The following is a 13,575-nucleotide window of genomic DNA, read 5'->3' as shown; positions in this document are numbered from 1 at the left end:
CACCGCCCAACTCCTCGGCCAGAACGGCTCCGTCTGTAAAGGCAAAAAGCGCCTTTTCAGCCGGATCCTTATCTGTCAGTCGGAGCTAAACGGGCGATTCCGCTTTTCTAATTGTCTAGCTCCGCCTCCTAACCCCTCGGTCAGAACAAATCCGTCAGCAAAGGCAAAAAGCGCCTTCACTGCCGGATTCTTATCTGCCTGTCGGGCTAAACAGTCGGCTCCGCTTTTCTGATGGGTCACACTTTTTATTCATTATCATAGGCTAGAAAAGGATTGTTCTTAGCTTAGGGGTCTATAAGAAATAGACATAGAATGGGCATCACCTTAGGACCTAACCAGTCCGCGGTGCTCTTTAAAGATCAGTTCCGGCGAATCGGTCATTTGGAGTGAAGAACATGCAAGTGAAAATTGGAGATATCGTAGCCCGAAAGTCATATAAATGTGATGTCTTGTTTCGGGTGATTGACTTGAAACAAACAGAGGATGGAAAATGGGCTGCCATTTTATACGGAGAAGAAGTACGTCTGATCGCTGATGCATTATGTGATGATTTAGCCGTTATTGGTGACCGGGAACGCAATGAGAGAAAAGTGCATGAAAAGGAGATGCTTGAGCAGTCTCTTTACTTATTAAAGCAGGATTACCGCCTGCTGCAGGAGAAGCGGGAGTATGGTGCAACCGCAAGTTACAGCCATAATGAGGAGTTTTTTCATTTACCCGGAAAAGTGCTGCACTTAGACGGCGATCCGCTGTATCTTCAAAAGTGTCTGACTCTATACGAACGTGTTGGTGTCCCTGTATTTGGAGTACATGTGAAAGAAACAGAAATGCAGGATGTCGTAGCGGACCTAATTGAAGAGTACCGTCCTAATATCCTTGTCATAACGGGTCATGATGCCTACTCAAAGCACAAAGGGGCGATTAATGATCTAAATGCCTACCGGCACTCAAAGCACTTTGTACAGACCGTGCGCAACGCAAGAAAAGCCGTGCCTCATCTAGATCAGCTGGTTATCTTTGCAGGAGCCTGTCAGTCTCACTTTGAATCTTTAATCAGGGCTGGAGCGAATTTTGCGAGTTCGCCCTCACGAGTAAACATACATGCGCTGGACCCAGTGTATATAGTTGCTAAAATAAGCTTTACTCCTTTTATGGAGAGAATTAATGTCTGGGATGTCCTGCGCAATACTCTAACAAGAGAGAAGGGCCTCGGCGGCATTGAAACAAAAGGCGTCCTCCGAACGGGCATGCCATACCACAGACATGATGAATCAAATTCTTAGGGCCGCTTTCCACTTTGAGACAGCGGTTCTTTTCTTCCTGCTGTATGCTATGTGATTTCATTGAATTGCAAACGCAGTCAATGTGTAAAAGAAATCATTTCCTTTCTTTACATAAAAAATAAGATTTAGGTTAATCCTAATTTGTAGATAGAACGTGAATTTTGTTGAAAATATTTTGTTGACAACGAACTTTTATCACTGTTATAATTTAAATTTTATTTGACTTAAAATAGGCTATCGTGTATACTGAAATTAGTGAGGTGGATGCAATGGCAAAAACTTTAGTCGATATTAAAAATTCCCTGGATTCTAATCTTGGAAAGCGGCTTACGCTTAAAGCAAACGGCGGCCGCAGAAAAACGATTGAGCGTTCAGGTGTTCTTACAGAAACGTACCCAGCTGTTTTCGTTGTACAACTAGATCAAGATGAAAATGCATTTGAACGTGTATCATACAGTTATGCAGATGTATTAACTGAAACAGTGCAATTAACATTTTTTGAAGATACTTCAGGTTCAGTGGCAGTTGCTGGGCAGTAGACACTAGTTTGCTGCTTTTTTTTATGGATAAAATTCAGGACATCTTTTTCCAGAGCCAGTATTAATTTTGGATAACACTTACACAAAGCCGCACATACTAATAGTGCCGCTTTTTTTTATGCGGTTAAGTTCTTGGTGATCAGACGTAAATTAAAGGGGTGTTCTGTGATGGGAAGACGTCAGGGAATCATGTCCGATGAATTCAAATACGAACTGGCTAAAGACTTGGGATTTTATGATACGGTCAAAAATGATGGATGGGGTGCCATTAGATCGCGTGATGCCGGAAACATGGTGAAGAGAGCGATCGAGCGTGCAGAGCAGCACTTGGCAAGTCAGAATAAATCATAAAGCTTAAAAACAGACGGCAGAAGCCGGGGCGACAAGCTCCGGCTTTTTAAAGAGATAAGAAAGTATAAAATTTTGCGCTTCGATGGCAAGCGGAATTGCTCAGGCTCCTCGGTCAGAACGGCTCCGAAAGTATTGGCAAAAAGCGCCTTTTCTGTCGGATCCTTATCTGTCATGCCTGCGCTAAACGGGCGGTTCCGCTTTTCTTACATAATAAAAAATGTCTCATTTCCGGCTCTGTTATTTCAAATATTCCATCATTAAGCGGAAATGTCGAAAACTGCGTTATATTCATTCTATTTGTGGTACAATGTGGATAATTTCAGTTCGTTAAAAGTAGGTGAAAATGTTGCGTATATTGGAGAAAGCGCCGGCTAAAATTAATCTTTCGCTCGATGTCCTTCATAAGAGAACAGATGGATTTCATGAAGTGAAAATGATTATGACAACCATCGACCTTGCCGATCGCGTTGAGCTTGTCGAGCTTGCGTCTGATGAGATTAAAATCATTTCTCATAATCGGTTTGTTCCGGATGATCAGCGGAATTTAGCCTATCAGGCTGCTTCATTGTTAAAAAAGCGGTACGGTGTAAAAAAAGGCGTCTCTATAGCCATCACAAAGGTGATTCCTGTAGCTGCCGGGCTAGCAGGAGGCAGCAGTGATGCAGCTGCGACTCTCAGAGGGCTGAACCGATTATGGAAGCTTGGACTCAGCTTAGATGAGCTTGCAGAGCTTGGAGCAGAGATTGGTTCAGATGTTTCATTCTGTGTGTATGGCGGAACCGCACTTGCTACCGGCCGAGGTGAGAAAATCCAGCATATCGATACACCACCTCATTGCTGGGTCGTGCTTGCAAAGCCGACAATTGGAGTATCCACTGCTGATGTGTACCGCAATTTGAATTTGAATGCTGTTGCCCATCCTGATGTAGATGGAATGATTGAAGGAATCAAGGCACAGGATTTTGATCAGATTTGCAGCCTCTTAGGAAATGTACTCGAAGGGGTTACATTAAAGATGTATCCAGAGGTAGCAAATATTAAAGATCAAATGAAGCGGTTTGGTGCAGATGCTGTCCTTATGAGCGGAAGCGGGCCTACTGTATTTGGCCTTGTCCGCTATGAATCGAGGCTCCATCGTGTGTACAATGGATTAAGGGGTTTTTGCGATCAGGTATTTGCTGTCAGATTGATTGGGGAACGGAATAGCCTTGATTAAATACGTATATTAAGTTATATTATCTTTAAAATATTCGGATTTTGGAGGTTATTCCATGAAATTTCGTCGCAGTGGAAGGCTTGTTGATATGACTTATTACTTGCTACAACATCCACATGCACTTGTTCCCTTAACTTTTTTCTCTGATCAGTACCAATCAGCCAAGTCTTCAATCAGTGAAGATTTGACGATCATAAAGCAAACCTTTGAACAGCGGGGCATCGGTTCCCTTTTAACCGTGCCGGGCGCTGCCGGAGGAGTTAAATTTATTCCTAAAATCGGGGTAAGCGAAGCAAAGGAAATTATTTCTGAGCTTTGCACTCTTATGGCAAAACCTGAACGCCTGCTGCCTGGGGGATATTTATATTTAACAGATATACTTGGCAACCCGACGATCGTCAATCAGATTGGCCGTTTATTTGCATCTGTTTTCGCAGACCGGAAAATTGATATTGTCATGACTGTGGCAACAAAAGGTATTCCTGTTGCTTACGCAGTTGCAAATCAACTAGACGTACCAGTTGTCATTGTAAGAAAAGACAGTAAGGTGACAGAAGGGCCGACTGTCAGCATCAATTATGTATCAGGGTCATCCAAGAGAATTCAAACAATGGTTTTATCAAAAAGAAGTCTGAAGACAGGTTCAAATGTCCTGATTATTGACGACTTTATGAAAGCCGGCGGAACAATAAATGGAATGGTCAGCATGCTTGAAGAGTTTAATGCAAATCTTGCTGGAATCGGCGTGCTGGTTGAATCAGAAGGTGTAGAAGAACGCCTTGTTGATGAATACATATCTGTTGTGAAATTAACAGATGTAAATGTAAAAGATAAACAAATTGATGTCATGGACGGAAACTTCTTCCGCTTCTTAAACCAAGTAACATTATAGGGAGAGATTATGATGAGAAAAGTTGATACAAAAAAAGCTCCGGCAGCCATTGGACCATATTGTCAGGGAATGATTATTGACCGTTTATTCTTCAGTTCTGGTCAAATTCCGCTCACTCCTGAAGGTGAAATGGTAAATGGTTCAATAGAAGAGCAGACACATCAGGTTTTTTCAAATTTAAAAGCTGTCCTTGAAGAAGCAGGTGCCTCTCTGCAGACTGTCGTAAAAGCAACCGTATTTTTAAAAGATATGAATACCTTCGCTGCATTTAACATTGTGTATGGCGAATACTTCAGCGAACATAAACCTGCCCGTTCATGTGTTGAAGTAGCCAGATTGCCTAAAGACGCGATGGTGGAAATTGAAGTTATTGCTTCTGTTGACTGATTATTTTTTTGCAAGAAGAAAATTGTTTTTAAGGGATCTGCAGGGTGAAAAGTCCAGCTTGATCTCATGAATGAACGTCAAAAACAAAAGCACCAATAAAAAATGAGCACAATCACCTGATTTTTCAAAATATTTTCCCAATCTTGCAGGAAAAAGAAAAATTCCGTTGAATAACTTAACTAAAGTTTTTCATACAGGGAAAAGGTGGTGAACAGAATGGAAGTAACTGACGTAAGATTACGCCGCGTAAACACCGAAGGCCGCATGAGAGCGATTGCATCAATTACGTTGGATCATGAGTTTGTTGTTCATGATATTCGTGTGATTGATGGTAACAATGGCCTTTTTGTAGCAATGCCAAGCAAACGCACTCCAGACGGAGAGTTTCGAGATATCGCACATCCAATTAATTCTGGAACTCGCGGGAAAATTCAAGAGGCTGTATTAGCCGAGTATCATCGTTTAGGTGAACTAGAAGTTGAATTTGAAGAAGCGGGCGCTTCTTGATCATATGAAGCACTTTAAAAGTCGGGTAGGACTTAGTCCTATTCGGCTTTTTTGTTTTTTACAGGCAAAACTAAGATTGCTGTTTAAAGAAGGAAAGAGCCTTACATATCATGACAATTTTATGAAAAATTATGTACTTTCATATGTTTTCTTGAAATAAGGGTCTATTTGAGATATATTTTTCTATGGATAAAAAGGTATATTGGAGGCCTAAATATGGATAACCGATACGCAGTAATTTTAGCTGCCGGACAAGGCACTAGAATGAAATCAAAGCTTTATAAAGTGCTGCATCCAGTAGGCGGCAAGCCAATGGTTCAGCATGTTGTTGATGAAGTTTCCAAATTAGATTTAAGCAAAATCGTTGCCATAGTAGGTCACGGAGCGGAAAAAGTACAAGATCAACTAGGCGAAAGCATCCAGTATGCTGTTCAAAGTGAACAGCTCGGAACGGCTCATGCTGTTATGCAGGCAGCAGTTCATTTAGAAGATCAAGAAGGAACGACTATTGTTATCTGCGGAGACACTCCTTTAATAACAGCAGATACAATGGCATCTTTACTTTCTCATCATACAGAAATGAATGCAAAAGCTACAATTCTTACAGCGAAAGCAGATGATCCTGCAGGCTACGGCCGTGTCGTCAGAAATACTGAAGGCCACGTTGAAAAAATTGTAGAGCACAAAGATTCAAATGCTGAAGAGCTTTTGATCAAGGAGATCAATACCGGAACGTATTGCTTTGACAACCGTGCTCTTTTCGATGCACTGAAGAAAGTGTCAAATGACAATTCTCAAGGTGAATATTATCTTCCTGATGTGATTGAAATCCTAAAAACAAACAATGAAATTGTTTCTGCATTCCAGACGGCATCTTTTGAAGAGACGCTTGGAGTAAATGACAGAGTAGCTCTTGCGCAAGCTGAGCAGTATATGAAAAAGCGGGTAAACGCCTTTCATATGAAAAACGGGGTTTCCATTATTGATCCTGACAACACATACATCTCAAGTGATGCTAAAATTGGACGTGACACTGTGATTTACCCTGGCACAGTCATTTCAGGCAATACCGTTATTGGGGAGGATTCCATTATTGGACCTCATACTGAAGTGAAAGACTGCACGGTTGGAGATCGTACAACAATCCGCCAGTCTGTTGCACATGACAGTGAAATTGGCCATGATGTAAATATCGGGCCATTTGCGCACATCAGACCTGCATCGTCTATTGCAGATGAAGTGAAGATCGGCAATTTTGTCGAAATCAAGAAATCAGCAATGGGCAAAGCGAGCAAAGCTTCACATTTAAGCTATATCGGCGATGCTGAAGTCGGCGCAGATGTTAACCTTGGCTGCGGATCCATTACGGTCAATTATGACGGCAAGAATAAATTCCTTACTAAAATTGAGGATGGAGCTTTCATAGGCTGCAATTCAAACTTAATTGCACCGGTAACAGTTGGTCAAGGCGCGTATGTTGCTGCAGGCTCAACTATTACGGATGATGTACCTGGCAAGGCGCTTTCTATTGCGCGTGCAAGACAAGTCAATAAAGATGAGTACATGAAGTAAAGAAAGCGGAGGCGCCTTGTTCAGCTCCGACAGGCAGATCTGTTCTGACCGAGGAGTTTGGCGCAGCAGCTGGACATCAATGCGCAAGATTAATTTCTTCTCAATATTAATAAAACCTAGTGGAGGTCTCCTTTTAATATGTCTAATCGTTATGCAGATTCTAATTTAAAGATTTTTACATTAAATTCAAACACAGCTTTAGCTAAAGAGATTGCAGATGAAGTTGGTGTTGATTTAGGTAAATGTTCGGTAACTCGTTTCAGTGATGGGGAAGTTCAAATTAACATTGAAGAAAGTATCCGCGGCTGTGATGTATTCGTTATTCAATCAACGAGTGCTCCGGTTAATGAACACTTGATGGAAGTATTGATCATGATTGATGCGCTTAAGCGTGCATCTGCTAAGACAATCAATATTGTTATGCCTTACTATGGCTATGCACGCCAAGACCGCAAAGCGCGCGCTCGTGAGCCGATTACGGCTAAGCTTGTTGCTAACTTGCTTGAAACGGCTGGCGCTGACCGCGTCATCACTCTTGATCTGCACGCTCCGCAAATTCAGGGATTCTTTGACATCTTAATTGACCATCTAATGGGTGTGCCGATTCTTTCAGAGTACTTCCTTGAAAAAGACTTGAAGGACATCGTCATTGTTTCGCCTGACCATGGCGGCGTAACGCGCGCCCGCAAACTTGCAGACCGTCTGAAAGCGCCGATTGCGATCATCGACAAACGCCGTCCAAGACCAAATGTTGCTGAAGTTATGAACATTGTAGGTAACATTGAAGGCAAAACAGCTATATTAATTGATGATATTATTGATACAGCTGGAACGATTACACTTGCTGCTAACGCATTAGTAGAAAACGGAGCAACAGAAGTTTATGCTTGCTGTACTCACCCTGTTTTATCAGGACCTGCGATTGAGCGTATTGAAAACTCAAATATTAAAGAATTAGTCGTTACAAATTCTATTGCTTTGGGCGAAGAGAAGAAAATTGGCAAGCTGAAACAGCTGTCAGTTGCTCCTCTAATTGGTGAAGCTATTATCCGCGTTCATGAAGAGCAATCTGTCAGCACACTATTTGATTAATGCTTTATAAAAACACCCTTACGCCCTTCAGGCAAAGAGGGTGTTTTTTGTTTTAAGCAAATCAGCGATCCAGAGCAGCAGCCGAGGCAAAACCATCCTTTTCTTAAGAAAAATGTTTAGACCCTGACAATAATGGGAATTAAATAAGACATAACTTATCGTTAGGAAGGTGTTTTGGACTATGACAACATTAAAAGTGAAAGAACGAACAGAATTTACAAACTCGGCTAGAAGAAAGGTTCGTGAACAAGGACATGTTCCTGCTGTCATTTATGGTAAGTCAACTGATGCAAAATCAATCTCCTTAGATAGCATTGAATTAATTAAAACGCTGCGTGAAGAAGGACGCAACGCGATTATAAAACTTGATTTAAATGGAAAGTCTCATTCGGTCATGCTGTATGAAATGCAGACTGATCCACTAAAAAATGAAATCGTGCATGCTGATTTCCATGTCGTCAACCTAAAAGAAGATGTTGAAGTTGAGGTTCCGATTACATTGACAGGCGATGCAGCTGGAGTAAAAGACGGCGGAGTGCTTCAGCAGCCAATGTATCAGGCATCAATTACAGCTAAACCAGGTGATATCCCGCAATCCATTGAAGTGGATATTTCAGAGCTTGGCGTCAACGATACCCTGACAATTAAAGATGTAAAGGTCTCTGGCAAGTACACATTTAATCATGAAGATGATGAAGTGGTTGCTTCTATCCTTCCTCCTCAGCAAGAAGAGGAAATTGACAGCGGCGAGCAGCAGGAATCTGGCGAACCGGATAATGCTGAAGGCAGAGAGAACGAAGAAGGTTCCTCTGAAGACGAAAAACAATCATAATTTGCAGAACGTAGCCATTTAATGGCTGCGTTTTTTATGGTATTGTTTAAATAAAGAAAAAAGATACTAAACTTAGGGTGATGATTATGATTGGGATAACTCTGCTCCAATCCGCATCATCCTTTTTGAACATAACCCGAGGGAGTATGGCCAAGGCGGACACCCTTAAGCACAGCCATACCACTTCTAGAATAAAGGCAGGTACGAGAATGAAACTATTCATTGGACTTGGGAATCCAGGGAAGCAATATGAGGATACGCGGCACAATGTCGGATTTATGGCGATTGACGAACTTTCAAAGAGATTGAACATTCCTCTTGATCGTTCAAAGTTTAACGGAATCTTTGGAATCGGTCATGTTTCAGGCGAGAAAATCATATTATTAAAACCACTTACATATATGAACCTCTCAGGTGAGTGCATCAGACCTTTGATGGACTATTATGAAATTGAGGATAAAGACATTGCTGTCATTTACGATGATCTTGATTTGCCGGCTGGAAAAGTACGTCTGAGAACAAAGGGCAGTGCAGGCGGACATAATGGAATCAAATCAATGATCCAGCATTTAAACACACAGGAATTTAACCGTGTGCGCATTGGAATCGACCGTCCATCTGGCGGCATGAGTGTTTCAAATTATGTTTTGGGCTCTTTTGGAAAAGAAGAACAGCCGAGCATAAAAGACGCAATCTCATTATCTGCAGATGCATGTGAAAGCTTTATTAAAGAGCCGTTTTTACAGGTGATGAACAAATATAACTGAAGAGTATAAGCGGACTCCTGAAGGTTCATACTAGACTTAAAAACCTTTTCAGGAGGGGCTTTTCAATGGCGCTACACTATAAATGCCGTCATTGCGGCGTAGAGGTTGGAACAATTGACAGCGTTTCAGTTTACAGTGAACAACTGGGATTCCATCACCTGTCGCAGGAAGAGAGACAAGAAATGATATCATATGAGTCGAATGGCGATATACTTGTAAAAACCATTTGCGAGGATTGTCAGGAAGCATTAGAGCGAAATCCTGACTATCATCAGCTGCAGCGTTTTATTCAATAGGGAAAGCTTTGGTGACGAAAGGAACCAAGGCATTTTTCCGTTAAATCCAGTAACTGGGCTTATGGTGCAGGCGCTAGTTTTTTGCTCCTGTCGAGCCATTAATAGAGAGATCGACATCCGCCTTTCTATCACTAACAAAAGGGGAGGTTTTAGCCTTTGCAAAGTTTGCAGCATTACTTTTATGATAATGACGATTTTCAGACAATTATTGAAGGAGTTCAAGGAGGCTTGAAAGAACAGCTCGTAGCAGGCTTATCCGGCTCAGCAAGGTCTGTTTTCACGTCTTCACTCTATCAGCATTCAAATAAACCGATTTTAATGATTACTCATAATTTGTTTCAGGCGCAAAAGATCTATGAAGATCTGGTCAACCTTGTCGGTGATCAGGTTCTGCTGTATCCGGTGAACGAATTAATTGCATCTGAACTTGCTGTAGCAAGTCCCGAGTTAAAAGCACAGAGAATGGAAGTGCTGAATCAATTATCCCAAGATAAAAAAAGAATTATCGTAGCTCCGGTCGCAGCACTCAGAAGGTTCTTGCCGCCTAAGGAAGCATGGCTTGAAAATCAGTTTCACTTAAAGCTTGGACAAGATTTGGATCTTGAAAAAACAATGGCATCTTTAATTACGATGGGGTATGAAAGAGCCGGAATGGTTTCAGCTCCAGGAGAGTTCAGTTTAAGAGGCGGGATTATGGATATCTATCCTCTTACAGAAGAATACCCGATCCGGATTGAACTGTTTGATACCGAGATTGATTCAATCCGCTCCTTTAACAGTGAGGACCAGCGTTCGATTGCTAAGCTTAAAGAAGTTCATATTGGTCCAGCTGAAGAACTCGTTGTGGATCAAAGCAGAATCACTAAATGCATACAAAAGCTGGAAAACGGTTTAGCCTACAGCTTGAAGCGTCTTAAAGATGAAAAGCAAAAAGAGGTTCTGGCAGAAAATATTGGGTATGAGCTTGAACAATTAAGGAACGGCCAGTTTAATCAGGAAATGTTTAAATATCTTTCATACTTCTATGAGAAGCCTGCTAGTTTACTAGATTATTTTCATGAGCAGACAATCGTTGTCATGGATGAAGTCAGCAGAATTCAGGAAATGTACGAAAATCTCGAAAAAGAAGAGGCTGACTGGTACACTAGCCTGCTTGAGCACGGAAAAATTGTAAATGATGTTCAGATGTCACATAAATATGCAGATGTTCTAACTAAAACAAAACATCCGCTTGTCTATTTATCTTTATTTTTACGTCATGTTCCGCACACAAGTCCTCAGAATATCTTGAATGTATCATGTAAGCAGATGCAAAACTTTCATGGGCAGATGCACGTATTGAAAAGTGAAATTGATAGATGGAAAAAAGCCAAATTTTCGGTTGTTTTCCTTGGCGCAACAGAAGAGAGAGTCAAAAAGCTTGAAGGCGTGCTTGCTGATTATGACATCACAGCTGCTTTTTTGAAGAAAAATGAGGCGCCAAAGCTTGGCAATCTCTACCTTATGGAAGGCGATCTGCAAACGGGATTTGAACTCCCTATGCAGAAGCTTGCCGTTATTACAGAGGAAGAACTCTTTAAAAAGAGAGTGAAAAAGCAGCCGAAAAGCCAAAAAATATCAAATGCAGAGAGAATTAAGAGCTATTCAGAACTGCAAGTCGGAGATCATGTTGTTCATGTAAATCACGGAATCGGTAAATACTTAGGGATTGAAACCCTTGTAATTAATGGCGTCCACAAAGATTATCTGCATATCCGCTATCATGGCAGCGACAAGCTGTATGTTCCGGTTGAACAAATTGACCTCATCCAGAAGTATGTCGGTTCAGAAGGGAAAGAACCGAAGATCTACAAGCTTGGCGGCAGTGACTGGAAGAGGGTTAAGAAGAAGGTTGAATCATCTGTTCAGGATATAGCGGATGATTTAATCAAGCTGTATGCTGAGCGGGAAGCAAGTGTAGGCTACGGGTTTTCGCCTGATGGCGAAATGCAGCGTGAGTTTGAATCCGTCTTTCCTTATCAGGAAACAGAGGATCAGCTGCGCTCCATTCATGAAATCAAGCTTGATATGGAACGGGAACGCCCAATGGACCGGCTTCTTTGCGGTGATGTTGGCTATGGTAAAACGGAGGTTGCAATCCGTGCTGCATTTAAAGCAGTTGCCGATGGAAAACAGGTTGCACTCCTGGTGCCGACGACCATCCTTGCACAGCAGCATTTTGAAACAGTCAGAGAGAGGTTTCAAGATTATCCGATTAATATAGGCTTGTTAAGTCGTTTTAGATCAAGAAAAGAAATGAACGAAACGGTAAAAGGCCTGAAAAATGGCACAGTTGATATGGTTATTGGTACACACCGTCTCTTATCCAAAGATGTTACGTACAAAGAGCTTGGACTCTTGATTATCGATGAAGAGCAGCGCTTTGGTGTTACGCATAAAGAGAAAATTAAACAAATGAAGGCAAATATTGATGTCCTGACTTTAACAGCTACCCCTATTCCGCGTACGCTGCATATGTCGATGCTTGGAGTCCGCGATTTGTCTGTTATCGAAACGCCGCCTGAGAACCGGTTCCCGGTTCAGACATATGTCGTTGAATATAATGGGGGCTTCGTCCGTGAAGCCATTGAAAGAGAACTTGCAAGGGGAGGCCAAGTCTACTTTTTATACAACCGCGTTGACGATATTGACCGCAAAGCGGATGAAATTTCAATGCTTGTACCTGATGCACGTGTGACATACGCCCATGGCAAAATGTCCGAGAATGAACTTGAATCAACGATGCTTAATTTCCTTGATGGGCAATTTGATGTGCTTGTCAGTACGACCATCATTGAAACAGGTGTCGATATTCCAAATGTGAATACCCTTATCGTTCATGATGCAGATAAGATGGGTCTCTCTCAGCTTTATCAGCTAAGAGGCCGTGTCGGGCGTTCCAGCCGAATTGCGTATGCTTACTTTACGTACCGAAAAGACAAAGTATTGACCGAAGTGGCAGAAAAACGTCTGCAGGCAATAAAAGAATTTACTGAGCTTGGTTCTGGCTTTAAAATTGCGATGCGCGATCTTTCTATCCGCGGAGCAGGAAATCTGCTTGGTGCACAGCAGCATGGATTCATCGATTCTGTTGGTTTCGATCTTTACTCTCAAATGCTGAAGGAAGCAATCGAGGAACGGAGAGAAGACGGGCCGAAAGAAAAACCATTCCAAGTGGAAATTGATCTTGAAGTGGATGCATACCTGCCTGAAGAGTTCATTTCAGACGGCAGACAGAAAATCGATATTTATAAACGATTCAGAGCTGTTGCTTCCTTAGCTGATTTAGAAGAGCTGCAGGAAGAAATCGTCGACAGATTCGGGGATTATCCTGCAGAGGTAGGATATCTTCTGCAGATTGCAAAGCTTAAAGTTTTTGCTGTCCAAGAGAAGGTTGATATGATCAAACAGGATAAAGATACGGTGGCTCTTTACGTCAGTGAAGATGCGAGCAGACTGGTTGACGGTCAGAAGCTGTTTGAACTGAGCAATAAGTACGGCAGAGCTGTCGGTCTCGGAATGGATGGAAAAAGACTGAAAATCACCATTCAAATAAAAGGCGTTAATACGGATAAATGGCTGAAGATTGCTTCAGAGCTCTTAAATGGATTAGGAGCGGTAAAAAAAGAAGAGATTTCAGCAAACTGAGTTTAATACCTGATTTTTTTGTCTAAGCTGAAAAAGAAAATACTGCCTATTCAAGAAAATTCCGCTGTGATTGTGTATATTGCGTGTTTTAGTGAAGAATACTATTTCTAAGCAATGATGGTTGTGGCATTAAGAAGCTCACTTTTAGCTTGCG

The 13,575-nt window shown here is 41.8% G+C and carries 13 protein-coding genes; all 13 read left to right on the top strand.

Going from position 1 to position 13,575, the window contains the following annotated elements:
- The first annotated feature begins 395 nt into the window (after window positions 1-395).
- Window positions 396-1,283 (top strand): sporulation peptidase YabG, encoded by an 888-nt coding sequence (yabG, locus tag GJU41_RS23840; RefSeq protein ID WP_070877641.1) that lies wholly within the window; start codon window positions 396-398, stop codon window positions 1,281-1,283.
- A gap of 269 nt (window positions 1,284-1,552) precedes the next feature.
- The gene (gene veg, locus GJU41_RS23835; RefSeq protein WP_070877642.1) at window positions 1,553-1,822 is read left to right on the top strand and encodes a biofilm formation stimulator Veg; all 270 of its coding nucleotides are present in this window, start codon (window positions 1,553-1,555) and stop codon (window positions 1,820-1,822) included.
- A 168-nt stretch (window positions 1,823-1,990) separates the two neighbouring features.
- Window positions 1,991-2,173 (top strand): small, acid-soluble spore protein, alpha/beta type, encoded by a 183-nt coding sequence (locus GJU41_RS23830; RefSeq protein ID WP_070877643.1) that lies wholly within the window; start codon window positions 1,991-1,993, stop codon window positions 2,171-2,173.
- A 346-nt stretch (window positions 2,174-2,519) separates the two neighbouring features.
- Window positions 2,520-3,389 (top strand): 4-(cytidine 5'-diphospho)-2-C-methyl-D-erythritol kinase, encoded by an 870-nt coding sequence (gene ispE / locus GJU41_RS23825; RefSeq protein ID WP_070877644.1) that lies wholly within the window; start codon window positions 2,520-2,522, stop codon window positions 3,387-3,389.
- Between the two features lie 55 nt (window positions 3,390-3,444).
- On the top strand, window positions 3,445-4,281 hold the full coding sequence (gene purR / locus GJU41_RS23820; RefSeq protein WP_070877645.1) for a pur operon repressor: 837 nt from the start codon (window positions 3,445-3,447) through the stop codon (window positions 4,279-4,281).
- A gap of 9 nt (window positions 4,282-4,290) precedes the next feature.
- Window positions 4,291-4,668: a RidA family protein gene (locus GJU41_RS23815; protein ID WP_139149138.1), complete on the top strand. Its 378-nt coding sequence runs from the start codon at window positions 4,291-4,293 to the stop codon at window positions 4,666-4,668.
- Window positions 4,669-4,884: 216 nt separating this feature from the next.
- Window positions 4,885-5,175, top strand: coding sequence for a septation regulator SpoVG (spoVG, locus tag GJU41_RS23810; RefSeq protein ID WP_070877647.1), 291 nt, complete (start codon window positions 4,885-4,887; stop codon window positions 5,173-5,175).
- A 216-nt stretch (window positions 5,176-5,391) separates the two neighbouring features.
- Window positions 5,392-6,747, top strand: coding sequence for a bifunctional UDP-N-acetylglucosamine diphosphorylase/glucosamine-1-phosphate N-acetyltransferase GlmU (gene glmU, locus GJU41_RS23805; RefSeq protein WP_070877648.1), 1,356 nt, complete (start codon window positions 5,392-5,394; stop codon window positions 6,745-6,747).
- A 138-nt stretch (window positions 6,748-6,885) separates the two neighbouring features.
- On the top strand, window positions 6,886-7,839 hold the full coding sequence (locus tag GJU41_RS23800) for a ribose-phosphate diphosphokinase (RefSeq protein ID WP_070877649.1): 954 nt from the start codon (window positions 6,886-6,888) through the stop codon (window positions 7,837-7,839).
- A gap of 181 nt (window positions 7,840-8,020) precedes the next feature.
- Window positions 8,021-8,671 (top strand): 50S ribosomal protein L25/general stress protein Ctc, encoded by a 651-nt coding sequence (locus tag GJU41_RS23795; RefSeq protein WP_070877650.1) that lies wholly within the window; start codon window positions 8,021-8,023, stop codon window positions 8,669-8,671.
- Between the two features lie 209 nt (window positions 8,672-8,880).
- Window positions 8,881-9,438: an aminoacyl-tRNA hydrolase gene (pth, locus tag GJU41_RS23790; protein ID WP_070877651.1), complete on the top strand. Its 558-nt coding sequence runs from the start codon at window positions 8,881-8,883 to the stop codon at window positions 9,436-9,438.
- A gap of 65 nt (window positions 9,439-9,503) precedes the next feature.
- Complete coding sequence (gene fin / locus GJU41_RS23785; protein WP_070877652.1) at window positions 9,504-9,734, top strand: anti-sigma-F factor Fin; 231 nt, start codon at window positions 9,504-9,506, stop codon at window positions 9,732-9,734.
- A gap of 156 nt (window positions 9,735-9,890) precedes the next feature.
- Complete coding sequence (mfd, locus tag GJU41_RS23780) at window positions 9,891-13,421, top strand: transcription-repair coupling factor (protein ID WP_070877653.1); 3,531 nt, start codon at window positions 9,891-9,893, stop codon at window positions 13,419-13,421.
- The last annotated feature ends 154 nt before the right edge of the window (window positions 13,422-13,575 follow it).

Origin of the sequence: Metabacillus idriensis, from assembly GCF_009674765.1 — a bacterium.
GTDB lineage: Bacteria > Bacillota > Bacilli > Bacillales > Bacillaceae > Bacillus_P > Bacillus_P idriensis.
The sequence above is the reverse complement of the archived record's forward strand: the minus strand, read 5'-3'. Positions and strand labels throughout refer to the sequence as shown.

What these genes read in the sequence shown, in the direction of transcription:
- yabG (WP_070877641.1), top strand. Translation starts at nt 396, where the DNA reads ATGCAAGTGAAAATTGGAGATATCGTAGCCCGAAAGTCATATAAATGT.
- veg (WP_070877642.1), top strand. Translation starts at nt 1,553, where the DNA reads ATGGCAAAAACTTTAGTCGATATTAAAAATTCCCTGGATTCTAATCTT.
- GJU41_RS23830 (WP_070877643.1), top strand. Translation starts at nt 1,991, where the DNA reads ATGGGAAGACGTCAGGGAATCATGTCCGATGAATTCAAATACGAACTG.
- purR (WP_070877645.1), top strand. Translation starts at nt 3,445, where the DNA reads ATGAAATTTCGTCGCAGTGGAAGGCTTGTTGATATGACTTATTACTTG.
- GJU41_RS23815 (WP_139149138.1), top strand. Translation starts at nt 4,291, where the DNA reads ATGATGAGAAAAGTTGATACAAAAAAAGCTCCGGCAGCCATTGGACCA.
- spoVG (WP_070877647.1), top strand. Translation starts at nt 4,885, where the DNA reads ATGGAAGTAACTGACGTAAGATTACGCCGCGTAAACACCGAAGGCCGC.
- glmU (WP_070877648.1), top strand. Translation starts at nt 5,392, where the DNA reads ATGGATAACCGATACGCAGTAATTTTAGCTGCCGGACAAGGCACTAGA.
- GJU41_RS23800 (WP_070877649.1), top strand. Translation starts at nt 6,886, where the DNA reads ATGTCTAATCGTTATGCAGATTCTAATTTAAAGATTTTTACATTAAAT.
- GJU41_RS23795 (WP_070877650.1), top strand. Translation starts at nt 8,021, where the DNA reads ATGACAACATTAAAAGTGAAAGAACGAACAGAATTTACAAACTCGGCT.
- pth (WP_070877651.1), top strand. Translation starts at nt 8,881, where the DNA reads ATGAAACTATTCATTGGACTTGGGAATCCAGGGAAGCAATATGAGGAT.
- fin (WP_070877652.1), top strand. Translation starts at nt 9,504, where the DNA reads ATGGCGCTACACTATAAATGCCGTCATTGCGGCGTAGAGGTTGGAACA.